The organism is Acinetobacter sp. ANC_7634 (assembly GCF_056779875.1).
Map to the genome: position 1 here is coordinate 1 of NZ_JBWYIT010000010.1, position 22,166 is coordinate 22,166.

Annotated in this window: 15 protein-coding genes; 10 read left to right on the forward strand and 5 right to left on the reverse strand. The window is 39.4% G+C overall.

Annotated elements, in window-relative coordinates; translation table 11 throughout:
• Nucleotides 1-421 precede the first annotated feature (421 nt).
• From AC1M9A_RS10720 to AC1M9A_RS10730, 3 genes are all read left to right on the forward strand, one after another.
• Complete coding sequence (locus tag AC1M9A_RS10720; RefSeq protein ID WP_481592123.1) at nt 422-1,873, forward strand: aldehyde dehydrogenase family protein; 1,452 nt, start codon at nt 422-424, stop codon at nt 1,871-1,873.
• 370 nt (nt 1,874-2,243) lie between these two features.
• Nucleotides 2,244-3,728 carry a sodium-dependent transporter gene (locus AC1M9A_RS10725; RefSeq protein WP_481589409.1) on the forward strand — a complete coding sequence of 495 codons (1,485 nt, stop codon included), beginning with the start codon at nt 2,244-2,246 and terminating at the stop codon, nt 3,726-3,728.
• 1 nt (nt 3,729) lies between these two features.
• Nucleotides 3,730-3,840, forward strand: a complete 111-nt coding sequence (locus AC1M9A_RS10730; RefSeq protein WP_081403317.1) for a methionine/alanine import family NSS transporter small subunit — start codon at nt 3,730-3,732, stop codon at nt 3,838-3,840.
• Nucleotides 3,841-3,934: 94 nt separating this feature from the next.
• On the opposite strand, the gene rsmB is transcribed toward AC1M9A_RS10730, so the two are convergent.
• Nucleotides 3,935-5,230, reverse strand: coding sequence for a 16S rRNA (cytosine(967)-C(5))-methyltransferase RsmB (rsmB, locus tag AC1M9A_RS10735; RefSeq protein ID WP_481592124.1), 1,296 nt, complete (start codon nt 5,228-5,230; stop codon nt 3,935-3,937).
• Nucleotides 5,227-6,189 carry a methionyl-tRNA formyltransferase gene (gene fmt, locus AC1M9A_RS10740; RefSeq protein ID WP_481592125.1) on the reverse strand — a complete coding sequence of 321 codons (963 nt, stop codon included), beginning with the start codon at nt 6,187-6,189 and terminating at the stop codon, nt 5,227-5,229. The genes rsmB and fmt overlap by 4 nt, the downstream gene beginning before the upstream one ends.
• A 381-nt stretch (nt 6,190-6,570) precedes the next feature.
• Here fmt and ilvD point away from each other — a divergent pair, with 381 nt between their 5' ends.
• The 4 genes from ilvD (at nt 6,571) to AC1M9A_RS10760 (ending at nt 12,124) form a co-directional block, all read left to right on the forward strand.
• A complete protein-coding gene (gene ilvD, locus AC1M9A_RS10745) occupies nt 6,571-8,400 on the forward strand; it encodes a dihydroxy-acid dehydratase (protein ID WP_081403313.1) in 1,830 nt (609 codons plus the stop codon).
• Nucleotides 8,401-8,658: 258 nt separating this feature from the next.
• A complete protein-coding gene (locus tag AC1M9A_RS10750; RefSeq protein ID WP_180028931.1) occupies nt 8,659-9,981 on the forward strand; it encodes a hypothetical protein in 1,323 nt (440 codons plus the stop codon).
• Entirely contained in the window at nt 9,974-10,261 is a 288-nt protein-coding gene (locus AC1M9A_RS10755) for a chorismate mutase (RefSeq protein WP_035270424.1), read from the forward strand. Before AC1M9A_RS10750 ends, AC1M9A_RS10755 begins: the two co-directional genes overlap by 8 nt.
• Before the next feature lie 171 nt (nt 10,262-10,432).
• A complete protein-coding gene (locus AC1M9A_RS10760; RefSeq protein WP_481589406.1) occupies nt 10,433-12,124 on the forward strand; it encodes a putative bifunctional diguanylate cyclase/phosphodiesterase in 1,692 nt (563 codons plus the stop codon).
• Nucleotides 12,125-12,193: 69 nt separating this feature from the next.
• Here AC1M9A_RS10760 and AC1M9A_RS10765 read toward each other — a convergent pair whose 3' ends face one another.
• From AC1M9A_RS10765 to AC1M9A_RS10775, 3 genes are all read right to left on the reverse strand, one after another.
• Nucleotides 12,194-13,489 carry a solute carrier family 23 protein gene (locus AC1M9A_RS10765; RefSeq protein WP_481592128.1) on the reverse strand — a complete coding sequence of 432 codons (1,296 nt, stop codon included), beginning with the start codon at nt 13,487-13,489 and terminating at the stop codon, nt 12,194-12,196.
• A gap of 303 nt (nt 13,490-13,792) precedes the next feature.
• Entirely contained in the window at nt 13,793-16,483 is a 2,691-nt protein-coding gene (gene ppc, locus AC1M9A_RS10770) for a phosphoenolpyruvate carboxylase (protein WP_481593771.1), read from the reverse strand.
• 116 nt (nt 16,484-16,599) lie between these two features.
• Entirely contained in the window at nt 16,600-17,217 is a 618-nt protein-coding gene (locus tag AC1M9A_RS10775) for a TetR/AcrR family transcriptional regulator (protein WP_481610179.1), read from the reverse strand.
• Nucleotides 17,218-17,358: 141 nt separating this feature from the next.
• On the opposite strand from AC1M9A_RS10775, the gene AC1M9A_RS10780 reads away from it, so the two are divergent.
• The 3 genes from AC1M9A_RS10780 to AC1M9A_RS10790 all read left to right on the forward strand — a co-directional run bounded on the left by AC1M9A_RS10780 (nt 17,359) and on the right by AC1M9A_RS10790 (nt 22,118).
• Nucleotides 17,359-18,474 carry an efflux RND transporter periplasmic adaptor subunit gene (locus AC1M9A_RS10780; protein ID WP_481610180.1) on the forward strand — a complete coding sequence of 372 codons (1,116 nt, stop codon included), beginning with the start codon at nt 17,359-17,361 and terminating at the stop codon, nt 18,472-18,474.
• Nucleotides 18,471-21,605, forward strand: a complete 3,135-nt coding sequence (locus AC1M9A_RS10785; RefSeq protein ID WP_481610181.1) for an efflux RND transporter permease subunit — start codon at nt 18,471-18,473, stop codon at nt 21,603-21,605. Before AC1M9A_RS10780 ends, AC1M9A_RS10785 begins: the two co-directional genes overlap by 4 nt.
• A gap of 135 nt (nt 21,606-21,740) precedes the next feature.
• Nucleotides 21,741-22,118, forward strand: coding sequence for a hypothetical protein (locus AC1M9A_RS10790; RefSeq protein WP_035268802.1), 378 nt, complete (start codon nt 21,741-21,743; stop codon nt 22,116-22,118).
• Nucleotides 22,119-22,166 lie beyond the last annotated feature (48 nt).

The window sequence follows — 22,166 nt, forward strand, 5'->3', positions numbered from 1 at the left end:
CCATGTGAGAGTAAGTCATCGCCAGCTCATTATTCTAAACACCCCCTTCAATACAAGGGGGTGTTTTTTTATATATATAAATTGAAATAAATAATCATATAGACGATAAATTTTATGTCTTGAACAGTTATAGCAACCTCTCTTATCCATCTGATGCTCAAATTCATAAAATATGATTAGTTTCTATTGGTACACCTGTGTACATAGAAAAATGATCGCCTAATCAATTGGTCGTGGTTGTCTTTTAATGCTTTAAATAATGAGTGACTAAAATGCATGCGAGATGCAATAGAGGCATTTACATAATAAAAAGTAAGAGTGAAAAATATATTACTTAATTACTCATGAACAGAAGTTGCTTGAGAGGTCATGATATAGTGAATTTAAAAGTTTTAAATCCGAATATATTTAAGGATACGTGATGACCAATTCAGAAAAAAAAATTGAGTGTGATTATTCTCTTTATGTTGCCTCTAAAGCATCCCAAACAGGTCAATGGCTTGAAGTAAAAGATAAATTTAGCCAAAAAATATTTGCCCGAGTAGCCTTAGCAGATGCAAATACTTTAGAAAAAGCAATCCAATCTGCAATTGATGCAGAACAGGCAATGGCAAAATTAGAACCATTTCAAAAGCAAAAGATTTTATTACATTGTGTCAAACGCTTTGGCGAAATGAGAGAGGAATTAACTGCAATTCTGATTGCAGAGGGTGGAAAGCCATTAAAAGCAGCTCAGGCTGAAGTTGAGCGTCTTATAAATACCTTTCAAATCGCTGCTGATGCTGTTACACAAATGGACGATGGGCGTTTAATGCCATTGGCTGTGACAGCTGCTGCACAGGGTTATACAGGTATGATTAAACATGTTCCGATTGGTGCTATATCATTAATTAGTCCTTTTAATTTTCCACTTAATTTAACTGCTCATAAAATTGCACCTGCAATTGCAGCAGGGTGTCCTTTCGTACTGAAACCTGCGTCACTTACACCAGTTTCTGCTCTAAAAATTGCAGAAGTGTTGGCGGAAACTGATTTACCTCAAGGTGCATTTTCAGTTTTACCTTGTCCTCGCGAACAGGCAGATATCTTGGTAACCGATGACCGATTCAAATTACTCAGTTTTACTGGATCGGATGAAGTCGGTTGGGATATGAAAGCACGTGCTGGTCGAAAAAAAGTCACCTTAGAGCTTGGTGGAAATGCTGCTGTTTTAATTGAACCTGATACTGAAATATCTGATGTGTTAATTGATCGTCTTATTGGGGGAGCTTATAACCATGCAGGTCAAGTTTGTATTAGTGTCCAAAGAATTTTAGTCCATGAAAATATTTATACGGATTTAAAGAAGAAATTAATTTCCAAAATAAAAAAAATCAAAGCGAGCGATCCGAATTCAGACTCGACCTTATGTGGCCCTATGATCAAGGAGGCAGAAGCTAAAAGGCTTAAAAAATGGGTCGATAAAGCGGTAAAGAAAGGCGCCAAAGTTTTAGTTGAAGGTCAGGTTAAAGGGGCTTTATTTGATCCAATATTGTTAGAAAATGTTGATGCGTCTTTAGAAATTTATAAAGATGAAGCTTTTGGACCCGTTGCCATTCTAGAGAAGTACAAAGATTTTGAAAAAGGCATTGCTACAATTAATCAAAGCCGATTTGGTCTACAAGCTGGCGTTTATACAAAAAGTCTGAATAAAATGATGTATGCGTGGAATCATTTACATGTAGGTGGTGTCATCATTAATGATATTCCATCATTCCGTGTAGATAATATGCCTTATGGTGGCGTTAAGGATTCGGGTCTAGGTCGAGAAGGGATTCAATCAGCAATTCGAGATATGCAAGAAGAGCGTTTGCTTGTGATTAAACAAGGATAATTATTTTTTATGTTAAAAGGAGCATAACGCTCCTTTTAAATTATTTAGTTTAGATTAACGCAGTGATTTAAAAATAAACATATTGAGTTAAAATTAATCAATAAGAATAAAAAAATGATGAAACACAGTTTTTTCCTGAATTAATTACAGAAAAATCTCATTAAAAGCGCTATTGTTGATTCATTAAACATCCTTTATTTCATCTTTCTTTAACCAAGAATATTAAATAAGGGGGTGGTTTGTAATTCGAAAAAAATGCTCAAAAGGCCGTTTCTGATTCAAACAAAAAAATTTTAATGGTATGCAATTACTTGCGAGATAACATCAACAATAGCAGTAAGCGTGTACCCATTTACGGATTAGGTACTATATGACAGCTTCACGTGAAAATTGGAGCGCCAGATCAGGTTTTATTATTGCAGCTATTGGTTCTGCAGTAGGTTTAGGCAATATTTGGCGTTTTCCCTATGTCGCATATGAAAATGGTGGCGGGGCATTTTTAATCCCTTATCTGGTTGCAATTTTTGCTGCCGGTCTCCCACTTTTATTTTTAGATTATGCAGTTGGACATAAATACCGTAAAGCCCCACCCACAGCTTACAAGAAGTTGATGAATGGTGAATCATTGGGTTGGTGGCAAGTCGCTGTGACATTAATTATTGGTATTTACTATGCCAGTGTATTGTCATGGGCGGGTAGTTATATGTTCTACTCGTTTGGTCAACAGTGGGGAAGTGATACAGAGAAATTCTTTTTCACTACCTATCTTCAAAATGGCGAAGGTTTAGCATTTGGATTTGTTCCGACCTTATTTATAGGTTTGGTTGTCGTTTGGGCGATCGTTATGTTCATCCTGTATGGTGGGGTGAAGAAAGGCGTGGAATTGTCGAATAAGATCTTTATGCCATTATTGGTGGTTTTATTTACGATTCTCGTGATTCAAGCTATTCGTTTACCAGGTGCTGTCCAAGGTTTAAATGCATTCTTTACACCAAACTGGGAAGCGATGGGCAATTATAAAGTATGGTTAGCTGCATTTGGTCATATCTTTTTCTCGTTATCCGTTGGTTTCGGGATTATGTTGACCTACGCTTCGTATTTGAAGAAAAAAACGAATTTAACTGGTTCTGGACTAGTCGTTGCTCTTGCAAATTCATCTTTTGAAATTTTAGCTGGTATTGGGGTATTTGCAGCATTAGGTTTCATGGCCTACAGTGCGGGTGCTTCAGTTGACGATGTTGTATCTGGTGGTATTGGTTTAGCTTTTATCGCTTTCCCTAAAATCATTTCAAGCATGGGGGCTGGCGGAGACTTATTTGGCTTCTTGTTCTTTGCATCTTTAACAGTTGCAGGGATTACATCCATGGTCAGTATTCTTCAAGTTCCAATCGCAGGTTTTCAAGACAAGTTAGGATGGTCTCGTAAGAAGGCTGTGACAATTATTGCAGGTGGTTCAGCAATTGTTTCAACTTTATTGTTCTCAACTCACAGCGCGATTACCTTTGTCGATATTATCGATTACTTTGCCAATAATATTGGTATTGTCGCGGGTGGCTTATTATCAATTGTATTGGTGTCATGGTTCCGTCGACCATTGTTAAAGCAACTTCAAGAGCATGTAAATCAATATTCTAGTATTAAGCTAGGTGTTGGTTGGAACTTCATGTTGACGATAGTCACGCCAATTTCATTGTTAGCTGCGTTATTGCTAACTTTGAACTCAATATTTACTGAAGGCTATGGCGGTTATCCAATTGAGATTCTATTGCCAATTGGTGGCGGTGTAGTTGCAATCTTTGTATTCTGTGCGGTTGTTTTTAGTCGTCTAAAAGACAATGGACCTGAGGAGAAATAAGATGAATACTTCTGCTTTAATGATGCTTATTATCTCAACAGTGCTGTTATGGGGTGGTCTTATTTTAGCCATGATTCATTTGGCAAAAAACCCAGATGAGCTTGAAGATTAAACCACTTTAGATCAATATTAAAAAAGCCATGACATGAGTCATGGCTTTTTTAATATGTCGATAAATTAGAAATAAACTATCTTAAAAAATAGCATTAAATCTTTTGAATTAAACAATAATAGAATCCATCACCATGACCTTGTTGTGGCAATAACTGACGGCCGTGGATTTGTTCAATTCCCCAATTTACATTTAATTTGATTTCTTGAGCATCTGCATGCGTGTTGAAGAAATCAATCATTTGGTGTTCATTTTCAGCTTTCAAAATCGAGCAGGTAATATAAAGCATTGACCCGCCAACTTTGAGTTGTTGCCACATATGATTCAGAATCTGTTTTTGAAGAGCAACCGTTTGTTGGATATCGGTAGATTGGCGAAGTAAACGAATATCTGGATGACGTCGTACAACTCCAATAGCAGAACACGGTGCATCGAGAATAATACAGTCAGCTTGTTCAGGTGCAGACCATACCGTAGCATCAGCAGGGAGTATTTCTACTGGAGCATAATGATTAAGTGCAAGACGCTCTAAGTTTTCACTTACGCGGCTTAAACGCTTTGTGTCGTGATCGATCGCATACAGCTTTTTAGGACGATAACACTCTAAAATATGTGCTGTTTTTCCACCTGGAGCCGCACATGCATCAATTACGATCTTATCATCAAGATTCGGCAACAAGGTCGCGCAAAGTTGAGCATGTTCATCCTGAACAGAAAAACCACCTTCTTCAAAGCCAGGGAGGTGAGGAATATGCACGGATTGATCTAAGATAATGCCTACATCGGACCATTCACATGGATGAGCATCAATCCCTTCTTCATCAAGAATATCTAAATATTCCTCACGGCTTACCTGTCGTTCATTTACACGTAGTGTCAAAGGCGCAGCCAGTTTAAGCTCAGCTGAAAGCATTTGAAGATGCTCTGGCCAATCTTTTTTCAAGCGTTTAAATAGCCAACTAGGTAAACCATGGGCTTGGTCTAATGCTTCGCCGAATTCTTCAGTTTCACGTGAAACACGACGTAGAATCGCATTCACGACGCCACTTAAAGCTTCAAAACCAAGTTGTTTGGTGGCTGTTACCGTTTCTGAGATAGCCGCATGTGCTGGAATACGCGTGCAAAGCAGTTGATATAAACCTAAATATAGGCAGCTTTCAACGGTTTCGTTGTTGAGCGGTTTAGTCAGAAGAGGGAGAGTAATTGCTTTAAGTGCATGCCATTGGCGTAAAGTGCCTAAAGTCAATTCATGAAATAAGGCCCGATCACGCTCACCAACCAATGAAAGATGTTGGGAAAGAACAGAGGTGAGGGATTGCCCATTCTGAACGGCCAGTAATGTTTTAATCACATGTCCGCGTAAATTTAAATGAGAAGATTGTTGGCTCATGCGAAGATCTGTCCTGGCTGCAATTTTTGACTTTGTAGAATTTGTGCAGCATTGAGCGCTTTACCGCCTGGCCACTGAAGTTGAGTGAGGCAAATCACTTGATGATCACCACACACAACGTGAACACCATCCTGATCGACACCGATGATTTCACCGACTTGTTGAGTTGATGGAGTGAGTGAAGAAAGTTTCGAATTCCAAATACGTAAATTGTTGGTTTCATCAATAGGAGTGAAAGCTACGGGCCAAGGATTGAAAGCACGGATATTTCGATCAATCGTCACAGCATCATTTGCCCAGTTAATTTGAGCTTCAGCCTTCGACAGTTTATGTGCATACACTGTAAGTGATTCATCTTGAACTTCACGTGTATCTAAATAATGCTTTAAAGTGTCTTCACTTTCTAAAACAGCGAGAGTGGCTTCAGCCCCTTGTTGAGCCAGTTTATCATGTAAGGTTGCGGAAGTATCTTCAGCCGTAATAGGACAGATCGTTTTAAACATCATGTCACCAGTGTCTAGACCAGCTGCCATTTTCATGATCGTAATACCTGTTTCAGTATCACCTGTCGCGATAGCACGTTGAATAGGGGCTGCACCTCGCCAGCGAGGCAATAAGGAACCATGAATATTCAAGCAGCCGTATTTAGGTGTATCTAAAACGACTTGAGGCAAGATTAAACCGTATGCTGCGACCACCATCACATCAGCATTGAAAGACTTGAGTTCAGCTTGAGCAGCCAAACCTTCCTCAGTCGACGATTTAAAATGTAAAGGTTGGTAAACAGGAATATTGTGCTCAAGCGCCAATTGCTTTACCGCTGACGCTGTTAGTTTTTGTCCACGTCCTGCTTTACGGTCTGGCTGCGTATACACAGCAACAATTTCATGAGAAGTCTTTAGCAAAGCTGCTAATGCACTCGCTGCAAATTCAGGGGTTCCCGCAAAGATGATTTTCACTCAGACACTTCCAAAACAATATAAAGAACATTATATGCCAAAAGCGATTTTCGCCCAAATAAGGTCGTAATTTGAAACGTTTTCATGTGCATTTTGTGCTTAAGGTGTGATTAATAAAATTTATGTATTTTTAAAAAAAGATTCATGAAAGTTTTGTATTACGATTTCAGATAAGGGTTTATAGTAGATCACATCTCTTACATCGATTTAGATCGTTGAGGGCAAATCAGACCTATACGAACAATTGCAAGCAATGGTTAACTGTTAATCAGAAAGCTGTCATAATAGAAGTAAGGTTCAACTGATTTAGCCTTATATTTCAGTATCATTTAGCCAGATTGAATACATATTCATCGAGCTCAGCTTAAGTTGGAAATAAAAATGCCTGACTATCGTTCGAAAACATCAACACACGGAAGAAATATGGCGGGTGCACGTGGCTTATGGCGTGCAACTGGAATGAAAGACGAAGATTTTGGCAAACCAATTATTGCAGTAGTCAACTCATTCACACAATTCGTACCGGGTCATGTGCATCTTAAAGACTTAGGTCAGCTTGTTGCACGTCAGATTGAACAAGCGGGTGGTGTAGCTAAAGAATTTAATACAATCGCAGTAGACGACGGTATTGCAATGGGTCACGACGGAATGTTGTATTCATTACCATCGCGTGACTTGATTGCTGACTCAGTTGAATACATGGTCAATGCACACTGTGCAGATGCAATGGTTTGTATCTCGAACTGTGACAAAATCACACCAGGGATGTTGATGGCGGCAATGCGCTTAAACATTCCTGTGGTGTTTGTTTCAGGCGGCCCGATGGAAGCTGGTAAAGTCCAAATTCGTGGTGGTGAACAAGCGATTGACCTTGTGGATGCCATGATTGTTGCTGCAGATGACAACTACACAGATGAAGAAGTAAAAGCATACGAACGTTCTGCATGTCCAACTTGTGGTTCATGTTCAGGGATGTTTACTGCAAACTCAATGAATTGTTTGACAGAAGCATTAGGTTTATCATTACCGGGTAATGGTTCAACACTTGCAACGCATGCCAACCGTAAAAAACTATTTGAGCGTGCGGGTCAGTTGATTGTTGAAATCACAAAACGCCATTACGAACAAAATGATTACAGCGTATTACCACGCAACATTGCCCCTAAAGCTGCTTATGAAAATGCCATGACTTTAGATATCGCGATGGGTGGTTCTACCAATACAGTACTTCACTTATTAGCGGCTGCGCATGAAGCAGAAGTTGATTTTACAATGGACGATATCGATCGTTTATCACGTAAAGTGCCTGTACTGTGTAAAGTTGCACCTGCGGTTAAAAATGTTCACATGGAAGATGTCCACCGTGCAGGCGGTATCATGTCGATCCTTGGCGAACTAGACCGTGCAGGTTTGTTAGATACTTCTGTACCAACCGTACACGAAAAAACATTAAAAGACGCATTAGATAAGTGGGACATTATTCGTACTGAAAATGAAGAGGTATATAACTTCTATAAATCAGCACCGGGCGGTGTACCAACACAAACAGCATTCTCACAAGACCGTTACTACACACGTCTTGATGGCGACCGTGAAAATGGCGTGATTCGTAATGCAGAACATGCTTTCTCTAAAGACGGCGGTTTAGCAGTCCTTTACGGTAACATCGCACTTGATGGTTGTATCGTAAAAACGGCTGGTGTAGATGACTCGATTCTGAAATTCAACGGTACAGCACGCGTATTTGAAAGCCAAGATGATGCAGTAGAAGCAATCTTAGGCGGCAAAATCGTAGCAGGTGACGTGGTTCTGATTCGTTACGAAGGTCCACAAGGTGGTCCGGGTATGCAAGAAATGCTGTATCCAACAAGCTACTTAAAATCAAAAGGCTTAGGTAAAGACTGTGCGCTTGTGACTGATGGTCGTTTCTCGGGTGGTTCATCAGGTCTTTCAATTGGTCACGTGTCTCCAGAAGCGGCTGAAGGCGGTGCAATTGCTTTAGTTGAAGATGGCGACCGTATCGAAATTGATATTCCAAACCGTACGATTCACTTAGCAGTTGCTGATGATGTATTGGCTGCGCGCCGTGAAGTACAAGAAGCTAAAGGTTGGAAGCCTGCGAAAGAGCGTCCACGTAAAGTATCTAAAGCACTGAAAGCGTATGCAATGCATGCAACAAGTGCTGCAAAAGGTGCGGTACGTGATATCTAATCTGCTTATAAACTAGATCAATCATGATTAAAAAGCATCCTTCGGGATGCTTTTTTAATCACTAAAAGTTTGAATTTCATCTGAAAGCGTCAATTACATTAATGACAATATTTGATAGAAAGGTCATAAATATTGATCAATTCTCTTTGTCTTGATATAAGTTTTGCTCGCGTTCAAACTTTTTTAGTTTTAAAAAAAGCGATGAATTCGATACTTTGAGCACATAATTTACCAGTAAAATCATCTGAGGCACATCTCATGTCATTGTTACGCCGTTGGTTTGATCCGCTACGATCGAGTTGGTTTTATCAGAAACCAAATCGTCAAGAGGTCTTGTCAACTGAGCAGGGTTTAACGATCTATCTTCGTTTAGATGATGTGTATAGTTATCTTGCAGTCCAGCAATTGGCACAATTAAATGACATTTTAAAAGATGAAATTAAGCCTTTAAAAATTGTTATCTCAGATACTGCTGCTGAAGCTCCAAATGATATGAGTCCTGAAGAGTGGCAAGATTACAGTCTACGTGATGCCCAAATTTTAGCGTACCAGCATCGTTTCGGATTCGATAATGAAAAGCCTGAAATACCAAGTGCTGAAGCGATTCAACAGGCAGAAACGATTTTACGAAATACCCCATTAACAGGTGAAAATTTTCTCTATTTATTGGAAGATGTCTTCCATATGTTGTGGCAACAGCAGTATGGAAAATTACGTACTTTGTATGTCATGGCCAGTCGACATCGAAAAGAACAACAAATCGCTGAGCGAACTTTTGATCACACGCCAGTTTTAGCAAGCTTTTTTGAGCTCGGTAATCGTCGGTATCATGCGGTAGATGATTTATTAAGATTGACCCGCCGTTTAAAACAACAAAGACTCTTGACCGGTAATCCTATTTTTCTTATCAATCATATTGAGTGGCGGGAACACCTAATGAATGATGCTGAGGAATTATCTGAGATTCAGGCAATGAATCCTGAGTTGGACCTCTATATTGCATTAGAAGATCCGATCTCTTGGTTATTATTAGCTTATATTAAAGAGGAACTTGCCGATTATTACGATATCCAACTTACCGTTTATCCATTGCAATATCAGGGACGAGATTTATTTGATTGGAGTTTGGCAACGCGTTTATCTAAACGAACAGAAGTAAAATTTACGCCGTTTTGCCGACCGACTCAGCAGGCGACATATGAAATAGCACGATTGTTTTACAGTGTGCCTGAGGATCAACGCCTTGATGCAATGTATGAAATCTTGCAGGCTGTATGGAGTAAAGGTAAAGATCTATCGTATCGACCTCATATTCAAGCCTTAAAACAGAGCTTGAATATCACGACGCTCACTGAAGAGTCGATCAGTCAAAAGCTGGAAGAAAATCAATTACTCTGTGAGATGAAATCACAACCTGATTTACCAGTGCTTGAGCTTCGTATCGATGGAAAGAGTTATGTGTTTAATAGCTTATATCGTGTATGGATGATTGAAAGTATTTTCAGTAATGTGTTAGAACAAAAGTACAAAAGTGAAAATGAATCTGAACACAGGGATACCGAATCAATTGAAAATCAATAAAGAAAAATGCGAAACCCTTCAGCAAGCTCGAGCACAAATAGATTCAATTGATCAAGCCATAACAGAATTAATTGGTTTACGCCAATATTACGTAGATCAGGCAGTGCGATTTAAAAGAACTATCCAAGATGTACAGTCACCTGAACGTGTTGAAATAGTGATTGAAAAAATACGTGAATTGGCTACAAAAAATGGTGTGGATCCATTACTCATGGAAAAAATATATCGAGAGATGATTCAACACTTTATTCAAAGAGAGTTAAAAGAAATACGACCATAACAGTCGGAATTCTTAATAAGAATGAGGAACTTAGTTTCCTCTTTTATTCATTGAAATTTACAAAATATATAGCCGATTTGTGAACTGGTTCAACAAAGCTTAGTGTTACAAAAAATAATATTAAGTTAACATTTGGATACATCACTTTTTAGACTGACGGTCGAAGGCGCTATGGATACCCAGTTACAATTAGAAAAAATAGTCAAGGATCTTGAAAACTACAAAGTAGCCATTGATGCACATTCAATTGTAGCCATAACAGATGCACGTGGTGTCATTACTCATGTCAATGAGAAGTTTTGTAATATCTCACAGTATTCTTATGAAGAACTGGTCGGATCAACACATAAAATTATTAATTCAGGCTATCACCCGAGAAGTTTTTTTAAATATATGTGGAAAGCCATTTCGAGTGGAGAAATTTGGAAAGGCGAAATTTGTAACCGAGCTAAAAATGGTTCTTTATATTGGGTTGAAACCACGATTGTGCCGCTTAAAGATAATAATGGCGTTTTACAAAACTATATCTCCATTCGAACTGATATCACACAGCTAAAAAATTCCGAAGACCATGCACGTTATATGGCATTACATGATGAATTAACGGGATTGCCTAACCGCCGTTTTATGCAAGAACGCATGTTGGCGGTGATTGAATCATGTAAACAAAATGGTACACATAGTGCACTCATGATGTTGGATTTGGATAACTTCAAAAATATTAATGACACGTTAGGACACGATCGTGGAGATGACCTACTCAAAATGGTCTCGGTGCGTCTTATGGAGTGTGTGGCACAGCAGAATGCAATTGTCCGTCTTGGTGGAGACGAGTTTTTAATTATTCTTTCAGATTTAGATCCAGATGAAACGATTGCTAATCAAGCAGTGATGCAAATCGCTGATAAAGTTCGTGCTGCATTAAATGAGCCTTTCGTATTAAAGGATAATAAAATTCATACTAGCTCTAGTATCGGAATTTTTATTTTCCGTAATTCAAAATTGCCAAAAAATGAGTTGCTTAAGTACGCCGACATGGCGCTGTATCAAGCTAAAGAAAATGGTAAAAACTGCATATGTGTTTTTGATCCTGAAATGGAACAAAGTGTTATTGCTAAAGCTGCTTTATTAAATGATTTAAGATTAGCTTTATTACGAGATGAGTTCCAACTTTATTATCAGATTTTAGTAAATCGCGAAGAGGAAGTGATCGGGTATGAGGCTTTGCTACGTTGGAGTCATCCTGAACACGGTTTAATTTTACCAGGTCGATTTATTGAAGAAGTGGAGAAAACTGATCTCATACATGATGTTGGTAATCGTGTATTAGTATTAGCATGCCAACAGTTAAAAGATTGGAGCCAATACCCAGAATCTTCAAACTGGACGATTTCAGTCAATATTAGTGTCGAACAATTCCGTAAGACTGACTTTGATAAAAATGTGCTTCGGATTATTGATGAAGCAGGAATTGATCCAACATTATTACGTTTAGAACTCACTGAAAGCATGTTCTATACCGATATGCATAACTCAATTGAGAAAATGAAAAAGCTCATCGAGCGTGGATTAAGATTCTCTATGGATGATTTTGGAACAGGATATTCTTCATTGAATTACCTCAAAATGCTTCCACTGGATCAACTCAAAATTGATCGTTCATTTGTAGAAAATATTGTCGGTAATCCACGTGATATTGCTATTGTGAAAACGATTATTGATTTAGCACAAATTCTTGATCTGAATGTGGTGGCAGAGGGTGTAGAAACTGAAGAGCAGTTCCAAGTTCTAAAAGAAAATGGTTGTAATACGTTTCAAGGCTATTATTTTGGTCGACCTAAACCCATTGAAAAAAAATCTTAAAATACTTAATTAGAATAAAAAATTAAAAAAGAGAGCATTAAGCTCTCTTTTTTTATATGCGATAGATTTTTAGTTAGACTTTCCACCTAAGCTAAAGAACCAATTCAGGAATAATGCAGCAAAGGTAGCCGTTCCAATACCACCTAAATTGAAGCTACCAAATTGAAGCGCAAAGTCACCAGTACCTAAGATCAGCGTGATCGCAGCAATCATGAGGTTTTTATTTTTAGAGAAATCGACACGATGTTCGATCCAAATTTTAGCACCAGCGATGGTAATTAAACCAAACACCACAATTGATGCACCTGCAAGAATCGCAGTTGGAATGGTTTGAATAATTGCACCAAATTTTGGTGATAAGCCAAGGAAAATTGCGAATACACCTGCGATGGCAAAAATAATCGTGGAATAGACACGTGTCACAGCCATCACGCCAATATTTTCCCCATAAGTGGTCATGCCTGGAGCACCTACACCACCGGCTAATGATGTTGCAACACCATCGGCTACAAACGCTTTACCAATATGTGGGTCTAGATTTTCACCAGTCATGGCAGAGACTGCTTTGATGTGACCTAAGTTTTCAGCCACTAAAATTAAAGCTACAGGAGCAATGATGAGCATCGCGTTCATACTGAACTCAGGAGCATGAAAGTTAGGCAGACCAAACCATGCAGCTTGTGTAATCGGCGTGAAGTTAATTGGAGTACCGTAACCCATGATATTCGTAATAACAAAGTATACGATATAAGACAGCACCAAACCCACAAGTAAAAGTAGGCGTTGTAGCATCCCTTTGGTGAATACTGCAATTGAAGCCATACAAATGACAGTAATCAATGCCATCCACATATTAAATGGATTACCCGCGACACTTTTTACCGTTACCGGTGCAAGATGCAGACCGATGATCATGACCACAGAACCTGTTACGACAGGAGGCATGAGCTTTTCAATCCATCGAGTACCTGTTGCCATCACCAGAAAACCAATTAAGGCATAAAGTACACCACAGGTAATAATTCCCCCAGCAGCTAATGCAATATTCGCATTTGCTCCAGCACCGGCATATCCCGTTGCCGCGATGACTACACCAATAAAAGCAAAGCTTGAGCCTAAATAACTGGGCACTCGACCGCCAGTGATGAGGAAAAATAACAGGGTACAAATACCTGACATTAATATGGCAAGATTAGGATCAAAACCCATTAATAATGGTGCTAAAACTGTCGCACCAAACATGGCAAAAGCATGTTGAATGCCAAGAACTACACTTTGCGCAGGAGGTAAATATTCGGTCGTGCCAACAGGACGCGTATCAATATCATCCGTAAAGGGACGCCATTTAGGAAACCAACTGGTCATAAAGTGAGCACTCAATAGTTAAATTGTGCACATCATACGCCTGTTTTATGAGAAATCATCTGTTTCTTGCAAAATTATTAAAACTAATGGTCTGACTTTTATTGAATTTTTACCCATCGGTAAAAAAAATATGTTTTAAAAATAAAGTAAAATCAGCCTATTGCAATTCAGCTATATCAAAAAAATCTATATCCATATTGAGTAAAAAATTTATAGGTGCTTCGTTGTCATTACTGAAAATTAGAATAAAGTCTCTAAATTGCTCAAGCCCATAAAGGTACTTGAGCATAGGCAGTCGTGAAATCAACCCGTATTACGTAATCCAGCAGCAATACCTGCAATACTTACCATTAATGCATGGTCAACCTCAGTTTGTTCGACAGTTCGTTCAGCTAAATATTCGCGACGTCTTTTCATGAGTTCTGCTTGTAACAGGTGTAATGGAAGAAGATAGGGTTTACGAATCTTCATGGCTTGATCAAGAACTTCATTAGAACTGAGTAATTTAGATTCACCTTTCATTGCCAATAAAGTTTGTACTGCGTCATGTAAGCGTTGGCGTAGTTCCGCACCCAATACTTTAAGATTTTCATCTTGGGTGAGATGAGATTCATAATACAATGCGACATTGCTATCTGATTTAGATAGCACCATCTCCAACATATCAATTAAAGTTTGGAAATAAGGCCATTGTTCTAACATTTCATCTAGCTCAGCTTTGTGACCTTCTGAAATGACTTGATTGATGGCTGCACCAGTACCTAACCATGCTGGAAGCATTAATCGAATTTGAGTCCATGCAAATACCCATGGAATTGCACGTAAGGATTCAATACCACCGCTGATTTTTCGTTTCGCTGGTCTTGAACCCAAAGGTAGCATCTGTAATTCAAGCTCTGGCGTCACGGTTCTTAAGTATTGGACAAAATGAGGGTTTTCGCGGACTGTTTGACGGTAAACATTCACAGAGAGTTCCGTCATCTTGTGCATCAACTCGCGCCATGCTGCCTTGGGTTCTGGTGGTGGGAGTAAAGTCGCTTCTAAGGTAGCTGCGGTATAAATTTCTAAATTTTGCAGTGCGATTTCTTCTAATCCAAATTTGAATCGGATCATTTCGCCTTGTTCGGTCACACGGATTGCACCTGAGATTGAGCCAGGTGGTTGTGAAAATAGTGCTTGTTGGGTTGGAGCACCACCACGACTAATTGAGCCACCACGACCATGGAACAAAGTGAGTTGTATACCATGTTGTTTGGCAATAGCTGTTAACTCTTCTTGTGCACGGTACTGAGCCCAATTCGCAGACATGAAACCTGCATCTTTTGCTGAGTCAGAGTAACCAATCATGACCTCGTGCTTGTTTTGAATATGTTGTTTGTACCAATGCATACTGAATAAAGTATTCATGGTCGAAGCTGCGCCATCTAAATCTTTTAACGTTTCAAATAATGGAACTACACGCAGAGGTTGCTTAATACCTGCTTCTTTTTGGAGTAATAGAACCGCCAAAACGTCACTTGGATATTCCGCCATTGAAATAATATAAGCACCTAGACTCTCAGCAGGTTGTTCTGCCAAAGTTCGCATGGTAGCGAATACTTCTTGAACATCAGGATGCTCAATAAGACTTTGAGCAGATTCATTAAGATGTTTAGGAAGTAAAGGGCGTTTGCTTTGCAGTTCTTGTAATAAGAAGTTTTGACGGGCTTGTTCAGTCCATGTCTCAAAATTGCCAAGTCCAAGATACTCAGTAATCGCTGAAATTGCTTGACGATGACGACCTGACTCTTGGCGAATATCTAGTTTTAATAACTCAATACCGAAACAATTCACGCGATAAATAAAATCGAGTAACTTTCCTTGAGCAATACCGGAAAGGTTTGAATCGACTAATGAGCGATAACATAACAATAATGGCTGCAACAACTCATCTTTGTGATGAATAATCTGGCTACGATCCACATCAGAATGTTGACCTTGTAATTTTGCAGTGAGCCATTCTCTTGTAATTTTTAAGCGTTCACGTGTTGTTCTTAAATATTCACGATAAGGCTCTGGATGAGGCTGACCTAAGGCAGTCTTTAGTTCATCACTGCACGCCTGAACAGAAAGCTCCCAACGTAAATCTTCAATATCTCGGAGGTAGAGATCCGCGGCTTTCCATCGAGATAACCATAAAACTTCTTGAGTCACTTTGTGTGTGACATTTGGGTTTCCATCTCGGTCACCACCCATCCAAGATGCAAACCGCACAGGTGCAATATCTAAAGGTAAAGCTTGAGAACAATGCTCTTGAACCAATTGATTCAATTCACGGACAAACTTAGGAATAGCGTTCCATAAAGTTTGCTCAATGGTAGTAAAACCCCATTTTGCTTCATCAATTGGGGTTGGACGATGTTGGCGAATTTCATCGGTTTGCCATGCTGAACAAACCAATTGTTTTAATTCAGAAAGAACTTGAGCGCGCTGTTTGGGGGTCAGCTTTTGCTGATCAAACTTAGATAAACACTCGTTGATCCCATCATATTTTTGGATCAAGGTGCGACGACTAACTTCCGTAGGATGTGCGGTGAGTACAAGCTCAATATTTAGCTCACAAATTTGTTGATAAAGGGTTTCCGCTGAAATCAGCTGTTGTTGAAATTTTTCAAAAAGGGGAATAAGGACATTTGCTGCAGCACCGTTTTCATCAAACTCATTTTGGCGACGGCTACGTACCACATGATATTGTTCTGCAATATTGGCAAAGTTCAGAAAATGTGAAAAAGCGCGTGTCAGTGGAAGAATCTCATCATCTTTTAAACTTAAAAATAAACTTTCTAATTGTTTTTCAGCTTCGCTATCACCATCACGTGCACCTTTCGCGAGTGCACGAATTTGTTCAACTTGATTAAACAAATCTTGTCCAGCTTGTTCTTTTAAAGTCTCTCCTAAAAGATTACCGAGTAAGCGTACGTCTTCACGTAATGGAGCATCAATTTGTTGAATCATTTTTTTCTCCTTTTCTTGTTCTTTTGACTATACCGCTTATTCATGACATGCCAAGCGATTGCAAAATAATTTAAAGAAAATTAGGTGAAAAATACGCCATTTAAGAATGGAGAGAGCTATTTTTTGTATTTCAGCATAAATAATTCGATGGCTTGATGAATAATTTCATCACATTCTGCTTCATTGGGAACCTGACGAACACCTAACAATACTTCATGATGTCGATGCCCTAAGAGTAAAGAAAGGAGCAAATGTGTTTGCTTTTCAGCATCATCTTTCTGGATAAATCCGTGCTCAATCGCTTGAGCAAAAAAATCAGTCCAAACCACAAATAACCGCTTATGAGATGCATTATAAAAAGGTTCAGCCAAAGGATTTTGCTCTGCTGCCAATTCTAATAATAAATGCTCAAGCTTAATGGCTTCAGGAAGATTGACAATTTGCAGCGCTAAACTACACACCTGATAGAAGTCTTCTAAAAAATTGGATTCAGGGTGTAATTGGATTCGCCGAGCATTGATTGATTTTTCGCACGTTTCTGCAATTGCATAGGTAAATAACGATTCTTTATCTTGAAAATGGTTATACACCGTCAGTTTAGTCACGCCAGCTTCTTTGGCAATTTGATTCATGCTTGAACCATGAAAGCCCTGTTTTAGAAACAAACGTTTAGCTGCCTCTAATATTTGTTTCTTTTTAACTAAATCCTTAGGACGTCCAATATTCATTCGCACAAAAAAATCCAAAAAAACAGTTTAGGTCATACCTTGAAAAATGATTTTTAATTACTGTACCATGCGGTATATTAATTAAAAAATAATCAAATTAATATCCCTAATTTGATTTGCCTAAAAATTGACATAAGAGCAGTGCACATGAGTCTTCAAAAATTTGCCACATACAGTCTAATGCTCATTTGTAGCGTGATACTCACCGCGTGTAGTAAGGATAAACCCACAGAGGAACAAATTCCATTTGTGATGGTTGCCCAGCCGAATACTTCCCAAGATGAACTGAAAAGTTATGCAGGAGAAGTTCAGGCGAGACAGCAAACGGCATTGGCTTTCCGTGTTGGAGGACAAATTACTGAACGCTATGTTGATGTAGGGGATCGAGTCAAAGTCGGGCAAGTCTTAGCAAAATTAGATGTGAAAGATGCTCAACTGCAGTTAAATGCTTCAAAAGCTCAGTTAGAAAGCGCGCAATCTGCAGCCAAAATTGCCGAAGAAGAATACAAACGCTTTAAGCAGTTATTACCTATTAATGCGGTGAGTCGTTCGCAATATGATGCCGTAGAAAATCAATATAAATCGGCCATGTCAAATTTAAAACAAGCACAATCAAATTATGCAGTGAGTAGTAATCAGACGGGATATAACCAACTCATTGCCAATAAAAATGGCGTCATCACTGAGCGTAGTATTGAAGTTGGTCAAGTGATCGCAGCAGGGCAGGCAGCATATCAACTGGCGATAGATGGTGATCGTGAAGTGGTGATTGGTGTGCCAGAACAAGCAGTATCAGAAATTAAAACAGGTCAAAAAGCTTGGGTTACGCTATGGTCAAAACCAGAGGAGCGTTTCGCCGCATATGTGCGTGAAATTTCACCTGCTGCCGACCAATCTAGAACATTTAGTGTCAAAGTTGCTTTGACTGAAGGGCGTTCAGCAATTCAACTTGGACAAAGTGCGCGAGTATTTTTTTCAAATACCAGTTCAAATGTGATTAATGTTCCTTTGACCAGTGTATCTGCAACAGAAGATCAGCCTTATGTTTGGGTTGTGAATCCAGATCACAGTATCCGTAAGGTGAATGTTCAAATAGGTGCTTATGGTCGTGATACGGTACCTGTGACCCAAGGTTTAAAAGCTTCTGATTGGATCGTGGTTGGCGGTGTACACTTACTGCGAGATAAACAAAAAATTAATCCGATTGACCGTCAAAACCGTGCAGTCAATGTAAAAGCAGGACAAGTTGGAGCGAAAATATGAACTTTAACTTGTCAGAATGGGCGTTAAAAAATAAGGGACTGATCCTTTATTTCATGATTTTGATGGGAATATTGGGTGTTTATTCCTACTCAAAACTATCACAAAGTGAAGACCCTCCATTTAGTTTCAAAGTAATGGTGGTTCAAACCTATTGGCCAGGTGCGACAGCGGAAGAAGTTTCATTACAAGTAACTGATCGCATTGAAAAAGAATTAATGAGTACGGGGCTCTATGATCGTATTGCAGCCTATTCTCGTCCTGGTGAATCAATGGTGACCTTTGTTGCCAAAGACTCGCTGCGTTCCCATGAATTACCGAATGTTTGGTATCAGGTTAGAAAAAAAATTGGAGATATCAAACACCAACTTCCTAGCGGTGTTCAAGGTCCATTCTTTAACGATGAATTTGGTGACACCTTTGGGAATATTTATGTCTTAACGGGTGATGATTTTGATTATGCTGTGATGAAGGAATATGCCGATCGCTTACAGCTGCAACTACAACGTGTGCAAGATGTCGGGAAAGTTGATTTAGTCGGCTTGCAAGATCAAAAAATTTGGATAGAAATTTCAAATACGAAAACCGCTCAATTGGGTATTCCAGTTTCTGCAATTCAAGAAGCACTACAAAAACAAAATACCATGGCGAGCGCAGGTTTCTTTGAAACAAGCTCAGATCGTATTCAAGTGCGTGTCAGCGGACAATTGAAATCAGTCGAAGATCTCAAGAACATGCCATTACTGGTTGGTGATAAGACCATTCAATTGGGCGATGTGGCTGAAGTTTACCGTGGCTTTAGTGAGCCAGCTCAACCACGTATGCGCTTTATGGGCAAAAATGGTATTGGTATTGCGGTGTCTATGCGTAAGGGTGGTGATATCATTGCGCTAGGGAAAAATCTAGAAAAGACCTTTAATGATCTACAACAAACTTTACCTTTAGGGATGGAACTTAAAAAAGTTTCAGATCAGCCTGTAGCGGTGCAACGCAGTATTCACGAATTTATCAAAGTGCTCGCAGAGGCCGTGATTATTGTCTTATTGGTCAGCTTCTTCTCTTTAGGTTTCCGTACAGGATTAGTGGTCGCTTTCTCTATTCCCTTGGTCTTGGCAATGACGTTCGCAGGCATGAATTTCTTTGATGTTGGACTGCACAAGATTTCTTTAGGCGCGTTAATTTTAGCACTTGGACTTTTGGTTGATGACGCCATCATTGCAGTTGAAATGATGGCCATTAAAATGGAACAAGGATATAGCAGATTAAAAGCCGCAGGTTTTGCTTGGAAGTCGACCGCATTTCCAATGTTAACGGGGACGTTGATCACTGCAGCTGGATTCTTGCCGATTGCCACTGCTGCGTCGAGCACAGGTGAATATACTCGCTCAATCTTCCAAGTTGTAACCATTGCTTTAGTGGTGTCATGGTTTGCAGCGGTACTGTTTGTTCCTTATTTAGGTGACAAATTACTGCCTGATTTTAATCAAATGAATCAGAAAGCTCCGTGGTATCAACGCTTATGGGCAAGATTACGTCAACAACCAGAGCCACAACCCGTCGTTCAACACCATGGTGAGCATCACGATCCATATCAAACTAAGATGTATCAAAAATTTAGATCTTGGGTTGGGTTATGTATTACTTATCGTAAAACCGTCATTGCTGCGACGGTTGCGATATTTGTCTTGTCAATTTTGATGTTTAAATTTGTTCCACAACAATTTTTCCCACCATCAAACCGTGCTGAAATATTAGTGGATCTAAAACTAGAGGAAGGTGCTTCTCTAACAGCGACAGAAAATGCGGTTAAAAAAGTAGAAAAATTCTTGTCGACTCAAAAAGGGATCGATAATTACGTCGCTTATGTTGGTACAGGTTCTCCACGTTTCTATTTACCACTTGATCAACAATTGCCTCAGGCGAGTTTTGCACAATTTGTGGTTTTGGCTTCCTCATTAGATGAGCGAGATGAGATTAGAAAGAATCTGAGTGAAGAAATTAGTAAGTTATTGCCTGAAGTACGGACACGTGTATCGCTATTGGAAAATGGGCCACCAGTCGGTTATCCAATTCAATACCGTGTTTCTGGTGAAGATTTAAATACTGTTCGCCAACGAGCACAATTAGTGTCACAAGCAATCAGTGAAAATCCAAATACCGCCAATGTTCATTTAGATTGGGGTGAGCCGAGTAAAATTATTTCACTTGAAATTGATCAAGATCGTGCGCGTCAGTTAGGCGTATCTAGCTTAGATTTGGCGAATTTCTTAAATAGTTCAATAACAGGTGCTGCGATTAATCAGTATCGTGAGAAACGGGAGTTAATTGATATTCGTTTACGTGGCGATCAAGCGGAACGTGTTGATGTAGCATCGTTACAAAGTCTCGCTGTACCGACGAGTCAAGGTACAACAGTTCCATTGGCACAGATTGCGAATATCCAATATAAGTTTGAAGATGGTCTGATTTGGCATCGTAACCGTTTGCCGACGATTACTGTACGCGCAGATATTCGGACTAAACTCCAACCAGCTACTGTGGTTGGTGAATTAACTGAATCTATTGAGAAAATTCGTGCCGAACTTCCAAGTGGTTATCTGGTAGAAGTGGGAGGCACTGTGGAGGAATCTGCACGTGGGCAAACTTCAGTAAATGCTGGCATGCCGTTATTTTTGGCTGTGGTCTTTACCTTGCTCATGATTCAGCTCAAGAGTATTTCACGTTCGTTTATTGTTTTCTTGACCGCGCCTTTGGGTTTAATTGGCGTGGTATTGTTCCTGTTAATATTCAATAAGCCTTTCGGGTTTGTGGCGATGCTAGGTACCATTGCTTTATCTGGAATGATTATGCGTAATTCGCTTATCTTGATTGATCAGATCGAGCAAGATATCAAAGCGGGTCATTCTCAATGGGAAGCGATTTTAGAAGCGACAGTACGCCGTGCCCGTCCAATTATTTTGACTGCATTGGCTGCTGTGTTGGCGATGATTCCGCTTTCACGCAGTATCTTCTTTGGTCCAATGGCGGTAGCAATTATGGGTGGACTCATTATCGCAACATTATTAACGCTGTTCTTCTTGCCAGCACTCTATGCGGCATGGTTTAAAGTAAAAAAAGAGTCAAAAACCGCGTAGTTTTATGTGAATACTAGGTGCGAAGCATTGAAAAATTCAATATAGTAGTCCCTAGTTTTTAACACAAAATAACACAGTGGGCTGAGTACATAAAAAAACTGAATGTGCACTCGGTTGAGGTATAAAAAAGCATCCATGGGGCGAGACAATTTAACAAGACATCGTCGATTAATTACGATGTCTTATGTATTCATGTTTCTTGCATTGTTCACTGGTATCAGTGCTGCAATCGCCTATTTTTTAGCGCAAAAAGTGGCTCAAGCGCAAGACGCTGAAGTCTGGATCCATGCTCAAGCATTATGGATTGCACGAAATGTTGTGCTATTCATGATGATGGCCGCATTTGCTGCTCTTTGGTTTATTCCTGCCTGCTTTATCTATTGGGATAGTGTGTTATGGGTGAAAGGGTGTACGGTGATTGGTGTCATTTTTACCACAATTGCATGGCTATTTCTCCTAAATGCATGGCTTAAAGGCTTAGTTAAATATCTCCAGAAAAAAGCCGCTTTTTAAAATAATGATTTAATTTACTTGTAATCTCGGAATATGACCCCAACATAT